General features: G+C 65.9%; 20 protein-coding genes and 1 pseudogene. 6 read left to right on the top strand and 15 right to left on the bottom strand.

Annotated elements, in window-relative coordinates:
- Positions 1-65: 65 nt before the first annotated feature.
- From ACQR07_RS26935 to ACQR07_RS26880, 12 genes are all read right to left on the bottom strand, one after another.
- On the bottom strand, positions 66-872 hold the full coding sequence (locus ACQR07_RS26935; RefSeq protein WP_434905131.1) for a carbohydrate ABC transporter permease: 807 nt from the start codon (positions 870-872) through the stop codon (positions 66-68).
- The gene (locus ACQR07_RS26930; protein ID WP_434905130.1) at positions 872-1774 is read right to left on the bottom strand and encodes a carbohydrate ABC transporter permease; all 903 of its coding nucleotides are present in this window, start codon (positions 1772-1774) and stop codon (positions 872-874) included. Before ACQR07_RS26930 ends, ACQR07_RS26935 begins: the two co-directional genes overlap by 1 nt.
- Positions 1775-1777: 3 nt before the next feature.
- Positions 1778-2857, bottom strand: a complete 1080-nt coding sequence (locus tag ACQR07_RS26925; protein ID WP_434905129.1) for an ABC transporter ATP-binding protein — start codon at positions 2855-2857, stop codon at positions 1778-1780.
- Between the two features lie 12 nt (positions 2858-2869).
- Complete coding sequence (locus tag ACQR07_RS26920; protein WP_434905128.1) at positions 2870-3952, bottom strand: ABC transporter ATP-binding protein; 1083 nt, start codon at positions 3950-3952, stop codon at positions 2870-2872.
- Positions 3949-5502: a glycerol-3-phosphate dehydrogenase gene (gene glpD / locus ACQR07_RS26915; RefSeq protein ID WP_434905127.1), complete on the bottom strand. Its 1554-nt coding sequence runs from the start codon at positions 5500-5502 to the stop codon at positions 3949-3951. Before glpD ends, ACQR07_RS26920 begins: the two co-directional genes overlap by 4 nt.
- Before the next feature lie 153 nt (positions 5503-5655).
- Positions 5656-6489 (bottom strand): DeoR/GlpR family DNA-binding transcription regulator, encoded by an 834-nt coding sequence (locus tag ACQR07_RS26910; RefSeq protein WP_434905174.1) that lies wholly within the window; start codon positions 6487-6489, stop codon positions 5656-5658.
- A gap of 156 nt (positions 6490-6645) precedes the next feature.
- Positions 6646-6837 carry a hypothetical protein gene (locus tag ACQR07_RS26905; protein ID WP_434868628.1) on the bottom strand — a complete coding sequence of 64 codons (192 nt, stop codon included), beginning with the start codon at positions 6835-6837 and terminating at the stop codon, positions 6646-6648.
- A gap of 284 nt (positions 6838-7121) precedes the next feature.
- Complete coding sequence (locus ACQR07_RS26900; RefSeq protein WP_434905126.1) at positions 7122-7541, bottom strand: acyl-CoA thioesterase; 420 nt, start codon at positions 7539-7541, stop codon at positions 7122-7124.
- Positions 7542-7593: 52 nt separating this feature from the next.
- A complete protein-coding gene (locus tag ACQR07_RS26895) occupies positions 7594-8217 on the bottom strand; it encodes a flavin reductase family protein (protein WP_434905125.1) in 624 nt (207 codons plus the stop codon).
- 136 nt (positions 8218-8353) lie between these two features.
- A complete protein-coding gene (locus ACQR07_RS26890; protein ID WP_434905124.1) occupies positions 8354-8965 on the bottom strand; it encodes a TetR family transcriptional regulator in 612 nt (203 codons plus the stop codon).
- A gap of 21 nt (positions 8966-8986) precedes the next feature.
- A complete protein-coding gene (locus tag ACQR07_RS26885) occupies positions 8987-12127 on the bottom strand; it encodes an efflux RND transporter permease subunit (protein WP_434905123.1) in 3141 nt (1046 codons plus the stop codon).
- A 151-nt stretch (positions 12128-12278) separates the two neighbouring features.
- The gene (locus ACQR07_RS26880; RefSeq protein ID WP_434905122.1) at positions 12279-13385 is read right to left on the bottom strand and encodes an efflux RND transporter periplasmic adaptor subunit; all 1107 of its coding nucleotides are present in this window, start codon (positions 13383-13385) and stop codon (positions 12279-12281) included.
- A gap of 115 nt (positions 13386-13500) precedes the next feature.
- On the opposite strand from ACQR07_RS26880, the gene ACQR07_RS26875 reads away from it, so the two are divergent.
- Positions 13501-13629, top strand: a complete 129-nt coding sequence (locus ACQR07_RS26875; RefSeq protein WP_434905121.1) for a hypothetical protein — start codon at positions 13501-13503, stop codon at positions 13627-13629.
- Between the two features lie 86 nt (positions 13630-13715).
- Positions 13716-14156, top strand: a pseudogene (locus tag ACQR07_RS26870) (DUF2809 domain-containing protein).
- On the opposite strand, the gene ACQR07_RS26865 reads toward ACQR07_RS26870, so the two are convergent.
- Positions 14141-15313, bottom strand: a complete 1173-nt coding sequence (locus ACQR07_RS26865; RefSeq protein ID WP_434905120.1) for a winged helix-turn-helix domain-containing protein — start codon at positions 15311-15313, stop codon at positions 14141-14143. The pseudogene ACQR07_RS26870 and the gene ACQR07_RS26865 overlap by 16 nt on opposite strands.
- Before the next feature lie 73 nt (positions 15314-15386).
- Entirely contained in the window at positions 15387-15617 is a 231-nt protein-coding gene (locus ACQR07_RS26860) for a hypothetical protein (RefSeq protein WP_434905119.1), read from the bottom strand.
- Between the two features lie 379 nt (positions 15618-15996).
- On the opposite strand from ACQR07_RS26860, the gene ACQR07_RS26855 reads away from it, so the two are divergent.
- Positions 15997-16647 carry an OmpA family protein gene (locus ACQR07_RS26855; RefSeq protein WP_434868637.1) on the top strand — a complete coding sequence of 217 codons (651 nt, stop codon included), beginning with the start codon at positions 15997-15999 and terminating at the stop codon, positions 16645-16647.
- A 68-nt stretch (positions 16648-16715) separates the two neighbouring features.
- On the opposite strand, the gene ACQR07_RS26850 is transcribed toward ACQR07_RS26855, so the two are convergent.
- Positions 16716-18050: a glycosyltransferase family 39 protein gene (locus tag ACQR07_RS26850; RefSeq protein ID WP_434905118.1), complete on the bottom strand. Its 1335-nt coding sequence runs from the start codon at positions 18048-18050 to the stop codon at positions 16716-16718.
- 130 nt (positions 18051-18180) lie between these two features.
- On the opposite strand from ACQR07_RS26850, the gene ACQR07_RS26845 reads away from it, so the two are divergent.
- The 3 genes from ACQR07_RS26845 to ACQR07_RS26835 all read left to right on the top strand — a co-directional run bounded on the left by ACQR07_RS26845 (position 18181) and on the right by ACQR07_RS26835 (position 21884).
- Positions 18181-18882, top strand: coding sequence for a FecR family protein (locus tag ACQR07_RS26845; RefSeq protein WP_434868639.1), 702 nt, complete (start codon positions 18181-18183; stop codon positions 18880-18882).
- Positions 18883-18911: 29 nt separating this feature from the next.
- On the top strand, positions 18912-19952 hold the full coding sequence (locus ACQR07_RS26840; RefSeq protein WP_434905173.1) for a hypothetical protein: 1041 nt from the start codon (positions 18912-18914) through the stop codon (positions 19950-19952).
- A gap of 489 nt (positions 19953-20441) precedes the next feature.
- Positions 20442-21884 (top strand): MATE family efflux transporter, encoded by a 1443-nt coding sequence (locus tag ACQR07_RS26835; protein ID WP_434905117.1) that lies wholly within the window; start codon positions 20442-20444, stop codon positions 21882-21884.
- Positions 21885-22103: the final 219 nt, after the last annotated feature.

Here is a 22103-nt window from a genome sequence, read left to right as displayed (position 1 = left end):
TCGCGCCCCCGCAAGCGGGGAGAGGTTAGAGCTGTCATGCGCTTGCGCGACAGTCGTTGCCATCATCACACCCGTCCCAGCGCGAAGCCGCGCGCGATGTAGTTGCGGACGAACCAGATCACGAGCGCGCCGGGGATGATGGTCAGCACGCCGGCGGCGGCGAGCAGGCCCCAATCCATGCCCGAGGCCGAGACGGTGCGGGTCATGACCGCCGAGATCGGCTTGGCGTCGACCGAGGTCAGCGTGCGCGCGAGCAGCAGCTCGACCCAGGAGAACATGAAGCAGAAGAACGCCGCGACGCCGATGCCGCTGGCGATCAATGGCACCAGGATCTTCACGAAGAAGCGCGGGAACGAGTAGCCGTCGAGGAACGCGGTCTCGTCGATCTCACGCGGCACCGACGACACGAAGCCTTCGAGGATCCAGACCGCGAGCGGAATGTTGAAGATGCAATGCGCCAGTGCGACCGCCCATGGCGTATCGAACAGGCCGATCGCCGAGTAGAGATTGAAGAACGGCAGCGCATAGACCGCGGCCGGCGCCATGCGGTTGGACAGCAGCCAGAAGAACAGGTGCTTGTCGCCGAGAAAGCGGTAGCGCGAGAACGCGTAGGCCGCCGGCAGCGCCACCAGGATCGAGATCACCGTGTTGATGATGACGTATTTCAGCGAGTTGATGTAGCCGGAATACCAGCTCTCGTCGGTGAAGATGCGCATGTAGTTGGCCAGCGTCGGCTGATGCGGCCACAGCGTCATCGTGGTGACGATCTCGTTGTTGGTCTTGAAGCTCATGTTGACGAGCCAGTAGATCGGCAACAGCAGGAAGATGAGGAACAGCGAGATGATGATGCGGCGGCTCGGAATGGTGTTCATCACGCGCCCCCTTCCACCGGCCGGCGCTCGGCGCCGGCATTGGTCATGATGGTGTAGAACACCCAGCACACGATCAGGATGATCAGGTTGTAGACCAGCGACAACGCGGCCGCCTTGCCGAGGTCGAACTGGCCGAGCGCGATCTTGACGAGCTCGATCGAGATGAAGGTGGTCGAATTGCCCGGCCCGCCGCCGGTCACCACGAACGGCTCGGTGTAGATCATGAAGCTGTCCATGAAGCGCAGCAGCACGGCGATCAGCAGCACGCGATGCATCTTGGGCAGCTGGATCGCGGTGAACACCGCCCAGCGCGAGGCGCCGTCGATCTGCGCCGCCTGGTAATAGGCATCGGGGATCGACTTCAGGCCGGCATAGCACAGCAGCGCCACCAGGCTGGTCCAGTGCCAGACGTCCATGACGATGACCGTCGCCCATGCATCGAAATCGTTCGACACATAGTTGTAGTCCATGCCGAGACCGTTGAGCGTGTAGCCGAGCAGCCCGATGTCGGGCCGGCCGAAGATCTGCCAGATGGTGCCGACCACGTTCCATGGAATCAGGAGCGGCAGCGCCAGCGTGACGAGGCAGAACGCCACCGTCCAGCCGGCCCGCGGCATCGACAGCGCCACCACGATGCCGAGCGGCACCTCGATCGCCAGGATGGCCAGCGAGAAGATCAGGTTGCGCCCGAGCGAGGCCAGGAAGCGGCCGCCGAGATCGGTCGAGGGATCGAGCAGCTCCTTGAACCAGGCAACACCGTTCCAGAAGAACTGGTTGTTGCCGAAGGTGTCCTGCATTGAATAGTTCACCACCGTCATTAGCGGCAGGATCGCGGAGAACGCGACCAGCAGGAACACCGGCAGCACCAGGAACCAGGCCTTGTTGTTGATGGTCTTGTCCATCACTCAGGCTCCCTCGACCAGGCGGCTGTCGGCGTAGACGTGAACATAGGCCGGATCGAACTTCAGTCCGACCGCCGAGCCCTGCGGCGACACGCCGGCCGGCAGCCGCGCGGCGAACTTGACGTCGCCGACGCGGACGCGGGCGAAGCGGATGCGGCCGAGATCGTCGACGCGCTCGATATTGGCATCGAGCAGGCCGGGTCCGGGCTGCGCAACGTCGACGAATTCGGGACGCACGCCGATCTCGATGTTGGCGCCGGCCGGCAGCGCATCATAGCTTCGCGAAAGCTGCAGGGTGTGGCCGGCGATGCGAGCCTCCCGGCCCTTGACCTCGGCGGAGAGGATGTTCATGCCGGGCGAGCCGATGAAATAGCCGACGAAGGTGTGCGCCGGCTTGTCGAACAGCTCGGCCGGCGTGCCGCTCTGCACGACGCGGCCATCATGCATGACGACGACGGTGTCGGCGAAGGTCAGCGCCTCGGTCTGGTCGTGGGTGACGTAGATCATCGTGAGGTCGAGCTCGCGATGCAGCGCCTTCAGCTTCGAGCGCAGCTGCCATTTCAGCTCGGGATCGATCACCGTCAGCGGCTCGTCGAACAAGACGGCGGCGACATCGGAGCGCACCAGGCCGCGGCCGAGCGAGATCTTCTGCTTGGCGTCGGCGGTGAGCCGCGTCGCCTTGCGATTGAGGTCCGGCGTGAGATCGAGCAGACGGGCGATCTCGGCGACGCGCTTGTCGATCTCCGCCTTGGGCACGCCGCGGTTCTTGAGCGGAAAGGCGAGATTCTCGCCAACCGTCATCGTGTCGTAGATCACCGGGAACTGGAACACCTGCGCGATGTTGCGCTCGCGGGTCGAAGATTTGGTGATGTCGGTGCCGTCGAACAGGATCTTGCCGTGCGACGGCGTGAGAATGCCGGAGATCAGGTTGAGCAGCGTGGTCTTGCCGCAGCCGGACGGGCCGAGCAGCGCGTAGGCGCCGCCCTGCCGCCAGGTCATCGTCACCGGCTTCAGCGCGTAGCTCTCGACGTCGCTGCCGTTGCCGTAGGAGTGGGCGAGACCTTCGAGGTCAATGCGGGCCATGCGGCATCTCCCTCAGATCTTGGGCGCCGCGACCAGGCGGTCGCCGGCGTCGAACACGAAAATGTTGGCGGGATCGAGCACGGCATCGAGAACCTCGCCGGGCTCGTATTCGTGCACGCCGTGCAGCACGGCGACCCAGTTCATGCCGTCGCGCGTCAGATGCACGAAGCTCTCCGATCCCGTGATCTCGGTGACCGAGACGGTCGCCGGAAACGCATGGCGGCCATGGCCGCCGTCGCCCTTCGCCAGCCCGAGCTGGTGCGGCCGGAAGCCGACGCGGTAGCTGCCGTCGGGCAGATCGGCATAGAGGCCGACCGCCGGAGCATTGACGTTGCCGGCGTACTGCACGCTGTCGCCGCGCTTCTGGATCTCGACAATGTTCATCGGCGGATCGGAGAACACCTGGCCGACGCGCAAGGTGTCGGGGCGGCGATACACGGCGGCGGTGTCGCCGGCCTGCAGCGCCTGGCCTTCCCACATGCAGATGGTGCGGCCGCCGAGCAGCAGCGCTTCCGACGGTTCGGTGGTGGCATAGACGAAGATCGCGCCCGACGCCTCGAAGATGCGCGGCAGCTCGGCGCGCAGCTCCTCGCGAAGCTTGTAGTCCAAATTGGCGAGGGGCTCGTCGAGCAGCACGAGATCGGCGCCCTTCACCAGGGCACGCGCGATCGCGGTGCGCTGCTGCTGGCCGCCGGACAGCTGCAGCGGCGTGCGCTTCAGGTATGGCTCGAGCCGCAGCAGCCGCGCGGCTTCCGCCACGCGCTTCTCGATCTCCTGGCGCGGCTTGCCCTGCACGCGCAGCGGCGAGGCGATGTTCTCGTACACCGTCAGCGAGGGATAGTTGATGAACTGCTGATAGACCATCGCGACCGAGCGCTGCCGCACGTCGGCGCCGGTGACGTCTTTGCCGTCGACCAGCACCCGTCCCGTCGTCGGCTTGTCGAGGCCGGCGAGCAGCCGCATGATCGAGGTCTTGCCCGACAGCGTCGGTCCGAGCAGCACGCTGAGCGTTCCCCGCTGCAGGGTCAGCGAGACGTCGCGAATAGTCGTGACACCGTCGACGATTCGGGAGACGTGATCGAGCGCAACGCTCATGCCCGTCCCCCGGCCTCGCGCGCCGTCACAGCCGCGCGCTCGCTGTTGGCGATGATCCACGCCTCGAGCGCGGCAATTTCAGCCGCCGACATTCGCAATCCAAGCTTCGATCGCCGCCACACGATGTCCTCGGCCGTCAACGCCCACTCGTTCGTCATCAGGTACCTGACTTCGCGCTCCGTCAAGGTGCCACCAAAATCCTGACCGAGATCGGCCGAAGATGTCGCACCGGCGAGCATGGTCTTGGCCCGTGTTCCGTAGGCGTGCGCGATCCGCTTCGCATGTGCATCTGACAGGAACGGATAGGTCTTCGTGAGATCGGCAATCAACGGCGCCACGGCCGAGACCTTCATGTCACCGCCGGGCAGTTGCGCCTTGCCGGTCCAACCCTCCTCCGCCTTGGCGCCCTTGAGATAAGGCGCGAGACGCTGCAGCGCCTCTTCCGACAGCCGCCGGTAGGTCGTGATCTTGCCGCCGTAGATCGACAGCAGCGGCAGGCCGCCGGGCGTGTCGAGCTCGAACACGTAGTCGCGCGTCGCCGCCTTGGCTTCGCTGGCGCCGTCGTCATACAGCGGGCGCACGCCGGAATAGCTCCACACCACGTCGCTCGGCTGGACCGGCTTGGCGAGGTACTCGCCGAGCGCGGCGCAGAGATAGGCGATCTCCTCGTCGGTCGCCTTCACCTTGGCCGGGTCGCCCTGATAGTCGCGATCGGTGGTGCCGATCAGCGTGAAGTCCTGCTGATACGGGATCGCGAAGATGATGCGGCCGTCGGCATTCTGGAAGATGTAGGCGCGGTCGTGATCGTAGAGCTTGCGGACGACGATGTGCGAACCCTGCACCAGCCGCACCTTGGCCTTGGCATTCACGCCGGCGCCGGTCGACAGCACCTGCTCGACCCAGGGCCCTGCGGCATTGACCAGCGCGCGCGCCCTGATGGTCTGGCGCTCGCCGGTCCCGGTGTTCTCGGTGGTGAGCAGCCAGACGCCGCCGTCCTGACGGATCTCGGTCGCCCGCGTGCGGGTCCGGATCTCGGCGCCGCGGTCGGCGGCATCGCGCGCGGTCAGCACGACCAGCCGGGCGTCGTCGACGAAGCAGTCGGAATATTCGAAGCCGCGGTCGTAGCGCCCGGCGATCAGCGGACGGCCGACCTCGTCGCTGCGCAGATTGACCGAGCGGGTCGGCGGCAGCAGCTTGCGGCCGCCGAGATGGTCATAGAGGAACAGGCCGAGGCGCAGCAGCCAGGCCGGGCGCAAGCCGGCATGATGCGGCAGCACGAAGCGCAGCGGGCGAATGATGTGGGGCGCGATCTGCCACAGGATCTCGCGCTCGATCAGCGCCTCGCGAACCAGCCGAAACTCGTAATATTCGAGATAGCGCAGCCCGCCATGCACGAGCTTGGTCGACCAGGACGAGGTTCCGCTCGCCAGATCATTCATTTCGCAAAGGAAAACGGAGTTTCCGCGTCCGGCCGCATCGCGCGCGATGCCACAGCCGTTCACGCCGCCTCCAATGATGGCGAGGTCGTAGATCCGCTCCAACAGACGCATCCCCCGGCAATCGCCTTCAGTCTGGCGATTTCACTTTCACTTTCGAGTTAAACACAAACGAAAGTGAAAGCAAATCGAAATTCGCAAGTTGGCCCGAGATTGGGCAAAACCTGCCCAATCGGGGGTCATCTGGCCTTTGTTGGGAGCGGAATGTCAGGCGCGCCGGAGCACGGAGGGCGAGGCGCTTTCGCTTGCCTCTGCGGCGTCCTCCGACTCATCGGCGGCCATCGCCGAGATCACCTCGATGCCGCGGCTGTGGCACAGGCTGGCGAGCCCGTCTGGCAGCGGACGGTCGGTGACGAAGGTCTGGATCTGGCTGAGATGGGCGATGCGCACCGGCGCGCTGCGGTGGAGCTTGGTGGAATCGGCCACCAGCATCACGCTGCGCGCGTTGGCGATGATCGCCTGCGCCACCTGCACCTCGCGATAGTCGAAGTCGAGCAGCGCGCCCTCCTCGTCGATCGCCGAGGCGCCGATGATCGCGTAGTCGACCTTGAACTGGCCGATCAGCTGCGTCGCGGTCGAGCCAACCACGCCGCCGTCCGAGCGCCGCACGCTGCCGCCGGCCACGATCACCTCGATGCGCGGATGCGGATAGAGCAGCATCGCGACGTTGAGATTGTTGGTGATCACCAGCAGGTCCTGGTGGGTGGACAGCGCGCTCGCCACCTCTTCGGTCGTGGTGCCGATGTTGATGAAGAGCGACGACCCGTTGGGGATGCGGGCCGCCGCGATCGCGCCGATCGCCTTCTTCTCGTCGGCCGCGACGAAGCGCCGCGCCTCATAGGCCAGGTTCTCGACGCCCGAGGCGATGATGGCGCCGCCATGGATCCGGGTCAGCGCACGCTGCTCGCAGAGATCGTTGAGATCCTTGCGGATCGTCTGCGCCGACACTTCAAACCGGCGCGACAGATCCTCCACCATGACGCGGCCGGAGGCGCGGGCGATGTTGAGGATGTCGGTCTGACGTTGGGAGAAGACGGCCATGGCAAGCTTTCGAAACAGCTGCACCATGGTGATGCTGATCGAGTCAAGCGTCAATCAGCGAACGTTCCGAGCGCACCGCAACATTCACTGGTCCGGGAGCAGATGTGCCGAGCCGCCGCTGCGGCTGCCCGCAGGGCCGGCGTCGTCGCAAACGACTCAGGCTGCCGCGCTGAATTCTCCGGTGACGATGCGGAGCGCCGCGCGCTCGGCCTCGCGTGGGTTGCGAAACACCTGGCCCTCGAGCGCATTGAAGCGATGCGACGCCGCGAAGAAGCGGAAGCCGCCGCGGTCGCGGACGACGATCCCCGCCGCCTGAGAGCTGACCTCGATGATGTAGGTGTCGGACATTGCGAAATCCCGTCGTTCATTCCGGGGCTTATAACGGAGCGCTGAGGGGAATGTTCCCTGCAGCGCCCGAGCGTCGGTCCATGCGGAATGTCAGCAGTGGATTCTGTCCGAGATGTGTTTGATCGATGCCCGGCTGATGATGAGGTGGTGCTGTTTGCGTAGTCCCGCAGCGCAGCGCGCGAGCTTTGCCGGCGCAGACGCTACTCATTCGCCGGCGAGGAACGCCGGACGACGATCACAAGATGCGGAAATGACCGGAGACGAGCGACAGCAGCAGCACGCGATCAGGTCGCGATCACACCGTCGCGCCTGATCGGCTGCGGCCGGCCATTGTCGTCGATCGAGACGTAGGTGAAGTTGCCGTCGGTGACCAGAATCGGCTGCTCCTCCCGCCGGCGCAGCACCCAGGCTTCCAGACGCACCGTCATCGATGTCCGGCCGACGCGCACGAGATGCGCGTAGACGGAGACGAGGTCCCCGACATAGACCGCCTTGCGGAAGTTCATCGCCTCGATCGCGACCGTCACCGTGCGCGACTTCGCGACCTTGGCTGCGAACACGCCGCCGCCGACGTCCATCTGGCTCAGCAGCCAGCCGCCGAAGATGTCGCCATTGGCGTTGGTGTCGGCCGGCATCGCCAGGGTGCGGATGCAGAGATCGCCGCGCGGCACGGACGGCGCGACAGGAACGGTGGCTTCGGTCACGGCAGGTCGTCTCCAAGTGCAACTGGACTTGTGGCTGGGATCGATCGCGCAGTCAGTCCGGCCTGATCATCTCGAACATATCTTCCGCCTTGATCTCGAAATAGTCGCCGCGGCGGCCGGCGCGCACGATCGGATGCGCCAGCGCGGTCTGATAGACGCCCTCCTTGATCAGCGCCTTGTCGATGTGCACGCCGACGACCTCGCCGAGCGTCAGCCAAGCGTTCGCCTTCTTGCCGTCGGCGCCCTGCAGCTGGATGATCTGCGTCACCTTGCACTCGAAGGCGACCGGGCTCTCGGCCACGCGCGGCACGTTGACGAACTTGCACGGCAATGGCGTGAGGCCGGCGAGCTCGAACTCGTCGACGTCGCGGGCGACATGCGCGGCGGTCGCATTCATCTGGGTCGCGAGATCGCGCGTCACCAGATTCCAGACGAACTCGCCGGTGTCCTGGATGTTGGCGGCGGAGTCCTTCCACTGCGTCGAGGAGAAGCCGATGATCGGCGGCGTGTAGTTGAAGGCGTTGAAGAAGCTGTAAGGGGCAAGATTCACGTGGCCATCCGGATCGCGCGACGAGATCCAGCCGATCGGACGCGGGGCGATGATGGCGTTGAAGGGATCGTGGCGAAGGCCGTGGCCGTTCTTCGGTTCGTAGAAATGCAGGTCCCGTTCAGTCACGCCGTCGTCCCTTCCGTCATGGCAAGGAGCGCAAACGACGACTTGTCCGCCATAGCCCGGAGGGCGACGGCGGAAGCCGTCCAGAGCTGCGCGTGCCGCCCTGGATTGCGTCGCTTCGCTCGCAATGACGGAGAACTTATCCCGCAGCGCCCCTCGAACCAAGCCCCGCCAGAACGAAATCGATCATCTCGTCGATGGTCGGACCGGGCTTGGTCGCGCATTGCGCGATCATCTGCGGGTGGAAGAAGCGCATCATCGCCGTCGTTGCACACTTCGTGGTCAGCGGTATGTCGGTGACCGCGAACTCGCCGGACGCCGCGCCCTGCCCGATCACCCGGCCGATGGTCTCGGTGATCAGCATCATGTGCGCCTCGCACACGTCCCAGCTCTCCTCCATGGCCACCGCGACCATCTCGTGCAGCTTGTTGTCGCCAACATAGCGTTCGGTGTTCATGCGATGGATGGTGCCGAGCAGCTCGCGTAGCCGCGGCGCCGCCGGTCCGGCGCGCTCCGCAATCAGCATGGCCGCCGCCTCGACCTGGGCCATCAGCGTCCGGGCGACTCCCCGATGGATGGCCTTCTTGGAGTCGAAGAACCGGTAGACGTTCGCCGGGCTCATACGGAGCTCCTTGGCGATGTCGGCGACGGTCGTCTTCTGGTAGCCGATCTGTCGAAACAAGCGTTCAGCAACGACGAGGATACGTTCGCTCGTGTCAGGTTCGATATGTTCGGAAACCAGCGTCATCATGCCTGCAATCTTGTCCGTCCTTCATTCCGCGGCCTCCGCGAGCGGGATCGCGGGCCTCGGTACGTCAACGTGCTGCGCTGCAGAATGATCCTGCGCAGCTGCCCCGCGCTCATTCAGGCTCTTGCGGAACCATAGGGCATACAGACCCGGCAAGTACAGCAGCGTCAGGAAGGTTGCAACAAACAAACCACCCATGATGGTGATCGCCATCGGCCCCCAGAACGCGGAGCGCGACAGCGGGATCATGGCCAGGATCGCCGCCAGCGCGGTCAGCACCACGGGGCGGGCGCGACGGACCGTCGCCTCGATGATGGCTTCCTTGCGGGTCAGTCCATGGCCGACGTCGGTCTCGATCTGATCGACCAGGATCACCGCATTGCGCATGATCATGCCGGCAAGCGCGATCAGGCCGAGCAGCGCCACGAAGCCGAACGGCGCGTTGGCGACATTGAGCCCGAGCGAGGCGCCGATGATGCCGAGCGGCGCGGTCAGGAACACCAGGATCAGTCGCGAGAAGCTCTGCAGCTGGATCATCAGCAGCGTCAGCATCACGATGACCATCAGCGGAAACAGCACAAAGATCGAGGCATTGCCCTTGGCGGATTCCTCGAACGCGCCGCCGGCCTCGATCCGATAGGCCGGCTCGAGGTGGTTGCGGATGTCCTGCAGCTTCGGCGAGATCTGGTTGGTGACATCGGGCGCCTGGACGCCATCCGCCACGTCGGCACGCACCGTGATCGCCATGTCGCGGTTGCGGCGCCACAGGATCGGCTCCTCGTGCGAATACTCGATCTTGGCGATCTGCTGCAGCGGCACCGCGACGCCGTTCCGCGAGGTAACGGTGAGGTCGCCGACGCCAGCGAGATCGAGCCGCTCGGACGGCGCCGCGCGCGCGACGACGCCGACCTTCTCGATGCCGTCACGGATGGTCGTGACCTGCACGCCTGAGATCAGCATCGCCAGCGACTGCGACACGTCCTGCGGGGTCAGGCCGAGCGCGCGGGCACGATCCTGGTCGACGACGAGCTTGAGATAGGGCGACTGCTCGTTCCAGTCGAGCTGCGGGTCCCTGACATTCGTGTTCTGGCGCATGACCTCGCGCACCTGGTAGGCGATGTCGCGCACCTTGGCGGCATCGGGGCCGACGACCCGGAACTGAACGGGGAAGCCGACCGGCGGACCGAAGTTGAAGCGGTCGACGCGGACACGCGCTTCGTTCAGCTCGCCATTCGCGGCCGCGGTCTCGATCTTGGCCTTGATGCGCTCGCGCGCGGCGACGTCCTTGGCCACGATCACGATCTCGGCGAAGGCCTCGTTCGGCAGCTGCGGGTTGAGGCCGAGCCAGAAGCGCGGCGAGCCCTGCCCGACATAGGCGGTGTAGGTCTCGATGTCCTTGTCGTCCTTGAGCAGCCGTTCTGCCGATGTTGCGGCCTTTTCAGTGACACCGAAAGCGGTGCCTTCCGGCAGGCGCAGCTGCAGGAACAGCTCGGGACGTTCCGACAGCGGGAAGAACTGCTGCTGCACGTGACCGAAGGCGACGATCGAGGCGAAGAAGATGCCCACGGTGGCGACGACCGTGGTGATGCGGTGATCGACGCACCAGCTGATGACGCGGCGCAGGCCGCGATACATGCGCGTCTCGTAGATCGCGTGCTCGTCATGACCGTGATGCAGCTTCATGTCGGGCAGCAGCTTGACGCCGATATAGGGCGTGAAGATCACGGCGACGAACCATGACGCGACCAGCGCGATGGCGACGATCCAGAAGATGCTGCCGGCATATTCACCGACCGCGGAGTTGGCAAAGCCGATCGGCAGGAAGCCGGCAGCCGTGACCAGGGTTCCGGTCAGCATCGGGAACGCCGTGGACTCCCAGGCAAAGGACGCCGCTCGCATCCGGTCCCAGCCCTGCTCCATCTTCACGACCATCATCTCGACCGCGATGATGGCGTCGTCGACCAGCAGGCCGAGCGCGATGATGAGCGCTCCCAGCGAGATACGATGCAGGTTGAGCCCCATGATCTCCATGACGATGAAGACGAGCCCGAGCACCAGCGGCACCGACAGCGCCACCACGATGCCGGTGCGCCATCCCAGCGCCAGGAACGACACGAACAGCACGATCACCAGCGCCTCGACGAACGAGTGCACGAATTCGCTGACGGCGTGCTCGACCACCTTGGGCTGATCGGCAATCTGCTCGATCTCGATGCCCTGCGGCACGGCCTTCATGAAATCGTCGGCGGCGGCGTGCACCTCCTTGCCGAGCTCGAGGATGTTGGCTTCCTTGGCGGTGACGACGCCGATGCCGAGCGCCGGCCTGCCCTCCTGCCGCACCTTGAAGGTCGGCGGATCGACGAAGCCGTGGGTGACGGTGGCGATGTCGCCCAGCCGGAACACGCGTCCGTTGCTTTCGACCGGCGTCTCCGCGACCGCCTTGGCGCCGTCGAGCGCACCGGTGACGCGCAGCGGCACGCGCTGCGACGAGGTCTCGACCGTGCCGGCCGGGGTCACGTTGTTCTGCTTGGCGAGCGAATCGAACAGCGCCTGCGGCGTGATGCCGAGCGTGGCGAGCTTGGCATGGCTGAACTCGACGTAGATGCGCTCGTCCTGGGTGCCGTAGAGATTGACCTTGGTGACGCCGGCGACCTTCAGCAGGCGCTGGCGCAGGCCCTCGGCGGTCTTCTTCAGTTGCGCGTAGTCGGCGCCGTCGCCGGTCATCATGAACAGGATGGAGTCGACGTCGGAGAACTCGTCGTTGACGAACGGGCCGACGATGCCCGACGGCAGCGCGGGCGCCACATCGACGAGCTTCTTGCGCAGGAGGTAGAACAGGTAAGGCACCTCCTTCGGCGGCGTCGAATCCCGGAATGTGAGCTGCAGCGCGGTGAAGGCGGGCTTGGAATAGGTCTGCACCTTCTCGAAGTAGGGCAGCTCCTGCAGCTTCTTCTCGATCGGGTCGGCGACCTGGCTCTGCATCTCCGCAGCCGTGGCGCCCGGCCACATCACCGAGACGTTGACGACCTTGACGGTGAAGAACGGATCCTCGGCGCGGCCGAGCTTCTGATACGAGAAGAATCCGGCGACGCTGAGCGCAAGGATCAGGAACAGCACCAGCGGCGGATGACTGACCGCCCAGGCCGACAGGTTGAACCGCTTCATGGGTGCTCTCCGATGATCCGAAGTCGTTAATCCAGAGCGACAGTCTTAGTGATCGTCATTGCGAGCGAAGCGAAGCAATCCAGAGTCGCACGCGTAGCCCTGGATTGCTTCGTCGCTGCGCTCCTCGCAATGACGGCCATATTTGTCAGAGCTAGAACGTCAGTGCCGAGACTACGCGCACCTTCTGCGCGGGGTCGATCTTCTGCACGCCGAGCGCGACGACCTTCTCGCCTTCGTCGACGCCTGACGTGACCAGCACGTCCTTGCTGTCATAGGCCTTCACCTTCACCGGCTTCAGCGTCACCTCGCCCTTGTCGTTGACGACGTAGAGCGACGGATCACGGCCGTCGCTGAACAGCGCCGACAGCGGCAGCCGCGCAACGCGCGTGGTAGCGGGATCGGACAACGTCAAGGTCGCGGTCATGCCGAGCGAGACGGCGTCACCGGCATCCGGCAGTGAGAACTTGGCGAGGTAGGTGCGCGTCGCAGGATCGGCGGCCGGCGCGATCTCGCGCAGCTTCGCCGCATATTTCTTGTCGGCGTCCGACCACAGCGTGACGTAGGCGCTGCCGGTCTTGGCGCGCTCGAGCAGGGTCTCGGGGATTGCGACCACCGCCTCCTTCTCGGCGAAGCGCGCGACGCGGATCGCGGCCTGGCCGGCGGCGACCACAACGCCCGGCTCGATCATGCTGGCGGTGACGACACCGCGCGCATCCGCCGCCAAGGTCGCGTAGGACAGCGAATTGCGGGTCAGCTCGACCGAACGCTCGGCGCGATTCAGCCGCGCGCGCGCTTCATCGGCCGAAGCCTTGGCCTGGTCCATCTGCGCATCCGTGGTCCAGCCCTTCGCGCGCAATTCCTTCGCCCGGGTCTCAGCAGCGGAGGCCTGCGCCAGCACGCCGGTGGCGGCGCGGAATTCGGCCTCGGCCTGCTCGGCCTGCAGCTTCAGATCGACCTCGTCGAGGGTGGCCAGCGGCTGGCCGACCTCCACGGTCTGGCCGACCTCGACCAGACGCTTGGCCACCTTGCCGGCGACCCGGAAGCCGATGTCGGCCTCGATCCGTGGCCGGACGGTGCCGACGAAGCTGCGCTCCGGCGTCTCGGCCTCGTAGTGGACGGAGGCGACCAGAACCGGCCTGACCGGCTCGGCCTTCTGAGCGACGGTTTCATTGCAGCCGGCCAGCGAGATCGCCGCAGCAGCCAGGGCTGCGCCGCTTAACAGCCTGGAAAAGCTGGAAAAAACCTGATCGACGAGCATCGGATACCCCTTCGCTGCTGTTGCGAAGGAATGTCGATTGTTGACTGACGAATGTCAATAATCGTCAGTGATCAGGACTTCGTGAACATCCGGACATGTTGCCGCAGGTGCTCACGTGCTGGACAGGCTCCGAACGGCCAACAGGACCGCCAACCTGTGGCAGGACGCGCGGCGTGCAGTAAGCTCCATCCAGACGACGACCGCGATCAGCGCGGTCGAGGCGAGCACCGGCAGCGAGAACTGAGTGGTGGCGAGGCAATCGGAAGCAGCCTGTTGGACAGCGACACATTGCGGGCGCGCGGCAATTGCATCGCCAGCACGCCAACGCACATGCTGAGTTCAGCTGACGCCCGCCGCCGCACCGGCCTCGCAGTCGTGACGGCGCTGGTCGTGATCGCGCTCGGGCTCGGCTTGAGGGTCTACGGTCGCGGCCTCGGCCTTTCCGCCTTCGTGGTCAAATATGGCGGCTCCGTCCTGTAGGCGACGATGGTCTATGTGCTCCTCGTCGCACTGCTGCCGCGGATGTCATGGCGGCGGATCGGCCTGCTTGCGATGGCCGTGGCCGTCATCGTCGAGGCGAGCCGGCTGCTTCACACGCCATGGCTCGACAGCTTCCGCCTGACGCTCGCCGGCGCCCTGCTGCTCGGACGGATCTTCTCGCTGTGGAACGTCGTCGCCTATGCGGTGGGAGTCCTGCTCGGCATCTGGATCGACCGGATGATCATCTCAGTCGCAGCGGCGCGCGCCGAGCCCGATCAGTCGCCGAGCTGAAAGCGCTGAAACCGGTGCAGCTCCTCCTCGATGCGCCGCTTCAGATCCTTCCGGGCGTCGCCGCGCGCCGCCTTCCCCGGACCGACCCAGCTCCATTTCTGCATCAGCAGCTTGCCGTTCTGGCGGTCGGTCTTGAGGTCGAGCGCCGCCACGATGTCCTCGCCGGCCAGGACGGGCAGCGCGAAATAGCCGAGCTTGCGCTTCTCCTTCGGCACGTAGGCTTCGAACAGATGCGTGTAGTCGAAGATCAGCTGCGTCCGCTTGCGCTGGATGATCAGCGGATCGAACGGTGACAGGATGTGAACCCGCTCGGGGCTGATCTCGACCGGTTCCTCGAGCGCAGCCGGCGCGGCCCAATGCTCCTGCCGTCCGGCGCCCTCCAGCGCCACCGGCACCAGTTCGCGGCGGCGGACCCGGGCCTCGATGACGCGGCGCACGTCCGCCTTGCGCGAGGCGTTGAGATGGCACAGCGAGTCGAGGCTGACGACGCCCTGGGCACGCAGCCCGCGGTCGAGCAGATAGGCCGTGATCTCGCGCTCGGTGGCCCCCTTCGGCAGCCGCTCCCAGCCGAAATGCCGGGTGGTGAGGTCATAGGTCTTGAGCATGCCGTCGCGGCTCGCGACCGTCAGCACGCCCTCGTAGAAGCCGAGTTGCAGCGCGCGCTTCGACGGCTTGCGGCTAGCCCAGGCGTGGTCCTTCTCACGCAGTTCGTCGTCATCGATGTCGCGAATGGTGAGCGCACCGCCCTGGCGGATCAGCCGCATCACCTTGCGGCTGTCCTCGGGCTTCACGGTCGTGAGCCAGCGATGTCCTTCACGGCGAGTGCGCCGCATCGCCGGAACGAAATAGCGGAAATCCCGCGCCGGCACGTAGGACAACGCGTGCGTCCAATACTCGAAGACCGACCTGTCGATGCTCTGCGCCTGCCTGAGATCGGCACGGCGATAGCTCGGAATGCGGCTGAACAGGATGTGGTGGTGACAACGCTCGACGACATTGATGGTGTCGATCTGCACGTAACCGAGATGAGCGATGGCCGCAGCAACCGCATCCGCGCCCGCGCCGAACGGCGCCTCGGCATCGAGGCGCTGGGCGCGCAGCCAGCTCCGGCGCGCGGCCGTCTTCGAGAGCGCAACAGGCGTGGGAACGGAAGCCATGACACAACGATGTGTGCGAGATTCGGGCCCATGCCCGCAACGGCAATCACGCGGCGGATCCCGCCCGAGGAACTTACGGCTTCGCCTTGTCCGGAATGCTGCCGGTCGCGATCTCGGTCCTGCAGCTGGCGCGGCCGGGATCGGGCGCGCGGCATTTGTAGATCCGCCCGGTCAGCCGATCGACCAGCCAGGCCGTGTCGTCGGCAGGACTCTCCAGCCCGACATAGCGGTTGCCGACCGCGGTGATCAGCGTCGACAGCAGGATCGAGGCTGCGATGATGCCGGCGCCGATCAGCGTCGACATGGAACTCGAGGATCCCGCCTGGTCCTGGCTGCCGGCCCGATGAGACTGGTAGTCGCGCCTGGGTGATGAGTTGAACACGGCTAAAGCTTTTCTGTTGGCGTTTCTTGACTCAATTCGCCGCTGGCCTGCGTCGCACCCCCCGTTTGCGATTTTTTTCCGGCGATGGATATCCGGTAGAACCGCATCTTGCCGATTTGTTGTTGGCAGGCCGGCCGAGGCCCGATGGCTTTGCGACAACCTCGCAGCACCCGCCGTGCCGGCGCGCGAACAGACCAGCCGGCGGCGCTGAGTGACATCGATCACATTCGAACGCTTTGAACCGGTTGTAGTCTCGGCACATCCAATGGCCATAGGTCATGACGACCCGAGGATGACGACGATGACCCGATATTTTGGACGTTTTGCAATTCAAGCCGCCACGCTGTCCGCCCTGGTGACGATGAGCGCAGGTGTGGCTCTCGCCGGCGAAGCCGTGTCGGCCGACCAGATCCTGAATGCGCTGAAGCCGAAATCGGCCACGCGCGGCCTGACGGTTGGGCCGCAGGCGGCCCAGCCGGTCGACACCGCGGCGCAGGCGAAGCAGGCCGCGTTCCTCGACAGCATGCGCAACCGCAAGACACGCTCGCTGTCGCTCGGCGAGCGCGAGCAGATCGCCGAACTCGCCGCCACCAAGCCGAAGATCGATCTCGAGATCCAGTTCGATTACAACTCGGCCGATATCAGCAAGGCGTCGATGCCGGCGGTGCAGGAGCTCGGCAAGGCGCTGTCCGATCCGAACCTGAAGGGCTCGACCTTCGTGGTCGCCGGCCATACCGACGGCATCGGCGGCGAGAGCTTCAATCAGGGCCTGTCCGAGCGGCGCGCCGACACCATCAAGCGCTATCTGGTCGAGAAGTTCGGCCTGACCGGCCAGGACCTCGTCACCGTCGGCTATGGCAAGACCAAGCTGAAGGATGCGGCCAACCCGGCCGATCCGCTCAACCGGCGGGTCCAGGTCGTCAACATGGACACCAAGACCGCGGCGAAGTGAGCGCTCCGCCGCCCATCGCCCCGCCTGCTCGAGATCCCCTGGCAGGCGGGGCGTTTTTTTGAGCGTCGTCAGATCCAGCTCTGGAACAGCATCAGCCTTGTGAAGGTCTGCATCGTCGTGCCGAGGAAAGCGGCGCTGACCGGCAGCAGCGCGAGGAAGCCGGCGACCGCGACGGCGACATAGGCCCATGTCGCCCAGCGCGGCAGGCGTGTGAGGACGTGCACGAGCGCGAGGCTCGCCAGCGTCGCCGACGGCAGATAGTAGTACAGAAAGCTCAGCGCCCGCGGCAGCAGCGCCCAGGGCAGATAGCAGCCGAGATAGAACGCCAGGATCAGGAACGCGGCCGCGCTGCGCCGTGCCGCGAAGTCCCAGGCACAGGCGGCGAGCGCCAGCAGCGCGGGCCACAGCACCAGCGGATTGCCGAGCAGCACCACCGCGGCGATGTCGTTGTCGCCTGCCTTGTCGAACAGGAACCAGACCGGACGGACGAGGAAAGGCCAGGTTGGCCACGGGCTCATATAGGTGTGGCCGGCGATCGCGGTCGTGACGCTGTCGGCGAAGATGCGGCGCTGCGCCTCGAAAATCGCGCCGATCGACAGCCCGTGCAGCGGAACGAAGGTCGCGAGATAGCACAGCGCCGGCAGCACACCGAGGCACAGCGCGACGTGCCACCATCGCAGGTGCGGCCATTGCTCGGGCTGATACCAGTCGGTCGGCTCGGAATCGCCGAACGTCGTCTGCCAATGCTGCAGCAGCTTGATCACGCCGATGATCATAAGCGCCGTCAGCAGCGGAAACAGCCCGCTCCATTTGCAGGCGATGGCGAGCCCGAACATCACGCCCGCCAGCGCGAAAACCGGTTGCGGCCGCCGCAGCCTGAAGGCGAACAGGAAGGCGGCGATCGCGAGCAGGCTGAAGGCGAGCGCGCCGATGTCGAGCATCGCGGCGCGCGCCTGAACGAACAGCATCTGGTTGACGAAGGCGAGCAGCGCCGCCGTGATCGCCGGTCCCTGCGCCGCGAACAGGGCCAGTCCGCACAGATAGATCGCGGCGATGGCGAGCCCGCCGAGCACGGTACCAGGATAGCGCCACGCGAACGGATTGTCGCCGAACGTCCTGATCGACAGCGCAATGAGTTGCTTGGCGAGCGGCGGATGCATCGGATTGAGCTGCGGGCTCACAGGCGAAACGCCGAGCATCTGCCGCGCGGCCGGCACGTAGTGCACCTCGTCGAACATGAATTTCGGCGGCGACGCGAGGCCGACCATCAGCAGCACATGCGCGATCGAAAAGATCAGCAACGTCGTCAGCACGAAGCGGCGCAGCGAATCCGCGCGCGCCGGCGCCGCATCGTCGGTGTCGTCGTCAGCCGTGTGGCGAGAAGCAGATACCTTCGTGGGCATGCGATTGAACTGATCTCACCATGGGCGCAACTAACCAGCGTGCGCATCACGACCGACTTGTGTCCATCTTACAACATTCCTGCGGCCCGTCTTGCGCTAGGATCGCGAGGGAACCAACATCGAGTCTGACATGAGCCTGCGTCGCCGTACAATCGTGGCCGCCGTCTCGACCGCCGCCCTGCTGGCGGCGGCCGGCCCGGTGCTGGCCGACAGCCGCATCGGCGAGGCTGTGCTGGTGCAGAAGGACGTCGCGCGCGTGGCCGGCGCCGCGAGCAGCCCGATCAGCGTCGGCGACGGCGTCGTGCGCAACGAGACCGTGCGCACCGGCAGCGACAGCGCCGCCCGGCTCGTGATGCTCGACAGCACCAATCTCTCGCTCGGCCCGAACGCGACCCTGACGCTCGACCGCACCGTCTTCAACGACGAGACCAGCTATCGCGACATCGCCATCCGGCTCGGCACCGGCGCGTTCCGCTTCGTCACCGGTCATTCCGAAAAGGCCGCCTACAAGATCAACACGCCTCTCGCGACCATCGGCGTGCGCGGCACCATTCTCGACATCAGGTCGCAACGCGGCCAGACCATGGTCGTGCTGCAGGAGGGCGCATCGCGCGTCTGCACCCTCACCTTCCAGTGCATCGAGCTGACCCAGCCGGGCGATACCGCAATCATCACCGCGACCGGCCAGGGCCGCAGCACGATCACGAAGACCAACAACCCGTCCTGGAGCTTTGCGGCGACCTGCACGTCGACGACCGGACTGTGCACCGTCACCGATCTCGCCAGCAACGCGCCGCCGCAAGACTTCACCGGCATCCTGTGTGGGCGATGACGATGCGCGCCCGCCCACCCCTCCTGATCATGGCCATGGCCGCAGCCGGCCTCGCGCTCGCCTGGCAGGCCGTCCCGGCCGCGGCCCAGAGCGGCTGCAACGTCGAGACGATCAACGCGGCGCCTTGCCCGACGCCGACGCCGACACCGTCGCCTGCCGCCTCGCCGACGCCCAACGGCGCCGATTCCAGCCGCGGTGCGGTGAACGGGCTCGCCGACCAGCGCTTCAACCAGATGGTCACCAACCGGGTGCTCGGCCTGGTGCTGCTCGGCGTCAACGAGCAGGTCAATTGCAACGACTGCATCAGCGCGTTCGGCTCGGCCGGCTCGTTCTCAGCCGGTATCCATGGCCGCAAGCAGCTCACCGGCAATCTCGCTTTGCTCGCCGGCCTCGCCTACACGCAGTACAACGAGAACGGCTATCACGTGACGTCGGCGCCGATCGGCGCCTTCGCCTTGCGCTACGACGCCACCGATTGGGGATCGTCGCGGCCGTTCTTCGACGTCGGCACCATCCTGACGCCGCATGAGCGCGTGCGCTACGGCCGCAGCTACAACACGAGCCTCGGCACGGTGACGGTCGACGGCACCACGACGGCGTCGAACTACGCGGTCTATGGCCGCGCCGGCTGGATCAGCCGGATGTCGCCGCGCGACGAGCTCGCCGCCTCGGTCGAGCTGTGGCAGCTGTGGCAGAACGTCGCCGCCTATCGCGATCCCACCGTGACGTTCAACCCGTCCGACGCCGCGATCGCCGGCGGCACCGACCGCACCAGCCTGGTCAAGGTCGGCGGCCAGTGGACGCATCTGTTCGGCTCGACCATCGAGGCCAACATCAATGGCGGCTACGTGCAGTCGTTCGGCACCCGATCCGGCATTGTCGCCACCGTCACCGGCAACGGCACGGTGACGCCGACCATGGGCAACCAGGGCTGGTTCGAATATGGCGGCCGGCTCGGGTTCCGGCTGTCCCAGGGCTGGATCGCCGACCTGTTCGTCAACGGCACGCTCGGTCCGCAGCCGGTCGGCAACACCATTCACGGCGGCATCGGCCTGCGCGTCCATTACTAGAGCGTGACGCGATTGCGTGGAAACGCATCATGCTTTCATCGTCAACGTCCCGATCATGAAGACGGCAGGCACCGCGATCTCGGTCTCACCCTCCCCTGGAGGGCAGGGCTATCGCACGTGAAGCGGGCGAGCGGGGTGGGGTGAAGTCGCGGAAACCGGTGCAAGTGGAGAGATCACCCCACCCCGGTTCACTTGCGCTTTGCGCATGTGAACCGACCCTCCCCCTCCAGGCCCCTCCAGGGGAGGGTGATAGCGAGGCCGACTTCCAAGCTACCAGCTGCGAAATCGGAAAACGTCCGCGAGGCTGCCACGATGCGATTTCGTAGAAACACATCATGCTTTTGCTCCCTCTCTGCGCTGCGCGGCCGTCCCTTCAAGAATTCATGATCGGTCTGCGCAAGGCCGACCTTGCCCCTGCGCGGCCGCGGCCCTATTGAATGATGATCGTCATTCAAACGCCTCGGGCTTGCCCGGCGTGCGGGAGGCAGGATGGACGTTTCGACCCGGACCCGCGAGGCGCCGCAGACCGGCGCTCCGGACAAGCTGCCCTCCCCCGGCATCGCCGACCCGTCGCGCAGCAAGGCGGCGGCGACGCGTGCGGCGCTGTTGAGCGGCCCGGTGCTGCCGACCCTGGTCCGCCTGGCGCTGCCGACGATGTCGGTGCTGGTGGCGCAGACCGCGGTGAACGTCGCCGAGGCCTATTATGTCGGCTTCCTCGGCACCGACGCGCTGGCGGGCGCCGCGCTGGTGTTCCCGCTGTTCATGCTGATGACGATGATGTCCAATGGCGGCATTGGCAGCGGCGTCTCCTCTGCGGTCGCGCGCGCCGTGGGCGCGGGGCGCCAGGCCGATGCCGACGCCATCGCCTTTCATGCCATCGTGCTCGCGGTGATCGCCGGCGGCCTGTTCACGCTCGCCATCACGCTGTCCGGTCCGGCGCTGTATCACGCGCTCGGCGGCCGCGCCGGTGCGCTCGAGGCGGGCTTACGCTATTCCAACTACCTGTTCGCCGGCGCCATTCCGGTGTGGATCGTCAACCTGCAGGCGGCCGCGCTGCGCGGCGCCGGTAACGTCCGCGTGCCGGCGCTGGTCACGCTGGTCGGCGCGCTGGTCATGATCCCCACCTCTCCGATGCTGATCTTCGGCCTCGGCCCGCTGCCGGCACTCGGCATCGCCGGCGCTGGCATCGCCTTCGGACTGTACTACTGCGGCGCGATGCTGGTGCTGCTGCGCTACATGGCCTCGGGCCGCTCCAGCCTGCATGTGCGCGTCGCGCCGCTGCAGCCCCGGCTGTTCGCCGACATTCTCAGGGTCGGCCTGCCGACAGCGCTCAATGCCGTCATGGTCAACCTCACCGTCATCCTGGTGACCGCGCTGGCCGGCCGTTTCGGGACCTCGGAGCTCGCCGCCTACGGCATCGCCTCGCGGCTGGATTATATCATGATACCAATCCTGTTCGGACTGTGCACCGCCACCCTGACCATGGTCGGCATCAATGTCGGCGCCGGCCAGGGCGTGCGCGCTCGCCGCATCGCCTGGATCAGCGCGTTGAGCGGTGCGGCCCTGGTCGGCGCGATCGGGCTGATCGTGGCGCTGCATCCGCCGCTCTGGCTCACGTTGTTCAGTCATGATGCCGACGTGCTGCACGAAGGCACCACCTACCTGCGCACCGTCGCCCCCGCCTATGCCGCGCTCGGTTTCGGCTTCGTGCTGTCGTTTGCCGGCCAGGGCGCTGGCCATGTGCTGTGGCCATTCGTGGGCTCCGCGCTGCGCATCCTGATCGCAGCCGGCGGCGGTTTCGTCGCCATCGTCCTGCTCGGCGGCGGCATGGCCTCGCTGGCGGCCATGGTCACCCTGTCGCTCATGGCCTACGCCCTGGTCTGCAGCCTCGTGCTCGCATCACGTGGAATCTGGCACACACACTCGCCGTAGCCGCGCATCGACGAAGACGAGAATTCCTCCTGCCCACAACTGACAGCAAGCTGATGGTACCGCCGTTTGAAGGTATCTGATGGCATCACTACCGCTGAATGGTACCAGGGGCGACTTCTCCACAATTAGTAAAACACAATGATAACCTTCCGTTCCCGTCAGCGCTCCCAAAGGTTTCTTTATGAAACCGGATTCAGTCGGCGGTAACGTCTGGCGGTC

This window comes from Bradyrhizobium sp. HKCCYLS20291 (genome assembly GCF_051167715.1).
Taxonomy (GTDB): domain Bacteria; phylum Pseudomonadota; class Alphaproteobacteria; order Rhizobiales; family Xanthobacteraceae; genus Bradyrhizobium.
The sequence above is the reverse complement of the archived record's forward strand: the minus strand, read 5'-3'. Positions and strand labels throughout refer to the sequence as shown.

Coding starts and splice junctions, on each gene's coding strand:
- ACQR07_RS26850 (WP_434905118.1), bottom strand. CDS start 18,050: ATGCCCACGAAGGTATCTGCTTCTCGCCACACGGCTGACGACGACACC.
- glpD (WP_434905127.1), bottom strand. CDS start 5,502: ATGCGTCTGTTGGAGCGGATCTACGACCTCGCCATCATTGGAGGCGGC.
- ACQR07_RS26855 (WP_434868637.1), top strand. CDS start 15,997: ATGACCCGATATTTTGGACGTTTTGCAATTCAAGCCGCCACGCTGTCC.
- ACQR07_RS26860 (WP_434905119.1), bottom strand. CDS start 15,617: ATGTCGACGCTGATCGGCGCCGGCATCATCGCAGCCTCGATCCTGCTG.
- ACQR07_RS26880 (WP_434905122.1), bottom strand. CDS start 13,385: ATGCTCGTCGATCAGGTTTTTTCCAGCTTTTCCAGGCTGTTAAGCGGC.
- ACQR07_RS26840 (WP_434905173.1), top strand. CDS start 18,912: ATGGCCATGGCCGCAGCCGGCCTCGCGCTCGCCTGGCAGGCCGTCCCG.
- ACQR07_RS26845 (WP_434868639.1), top strand. CDS start 18,181: ATGAGCCTGCGTCGCCGTACAATCGTGGCCGCCGTCTCGACCGCCGCC.
- ACQR07_RS26930 (WP_434905130.1), bottom strand. CDS start 1,774: ATGGACAAGACCATCAACAACAAGGCCTGGTTCCTGGTGCTGCCGGTG.
- ACQR07_RS26935 (WP_434905131.1), bottom strand. CDS start 872: ATGAACACCATTCCGAGCCGCCGCATCATCATCTCGCTGTTCCTCATC.
- ACQR07_RS26835 (WP_434905117.1), top strand. CDS start 20,442: ATGGACGTTTCGACCCGGACCCGCGAGGCGCCGCAGACCGGCGCTCCG.
- ACQR07_RS26920 (WP_434905128.1), bottom strand. CDS start 3,952: ATGAGCGTTGCGCTCGATCACGTCTCCCGAATCGTCGACGGTGTCACG.
- ACQR07_RS26905 (WP_434868628.1), bottom strand. CDS start 6,837: ATGTCCGACACCTACATCATCGAGGTCAGCTCTCAGGCGGCGGGGATC.
- ACQR07_RS26865 (WP_434905120.1), bottom strand. CDS start 15,313: ATGGCTTCCGTTCCCACGCCTGTTGCGCTCTCGAAGACGGCCGCGCGC.
- ACQR07_RS26925 (WP_434905129.1), bottom strand. CDS start 2,857: ATGGCCCGCATTGACCTCGAAGGTCTCGCCCACTCCTACGGCAACGGC.
- ACQR07_RS26890 (WP_434905124.1), bottom strand. CDS start 8,965: ATGATGACGCTGGTTTCCGAACATATCGAACCTGACACGAGCGAACGT.
- ACQR07_RS26910 (WP_434905174.1), bottom strand. CDS start 6,489: ATGGCCGTCTTCTCCCAACGTCAGACCGACATCCTCAACATCGCCCGC.
- ACQR07_RS26885 (WP_434905123.1), bottom strand. CDS start 12,127: ATGAAGCGGTTCAACCTGTCGGCCTGGGCGGTCAGTCATCCGCCGCTG.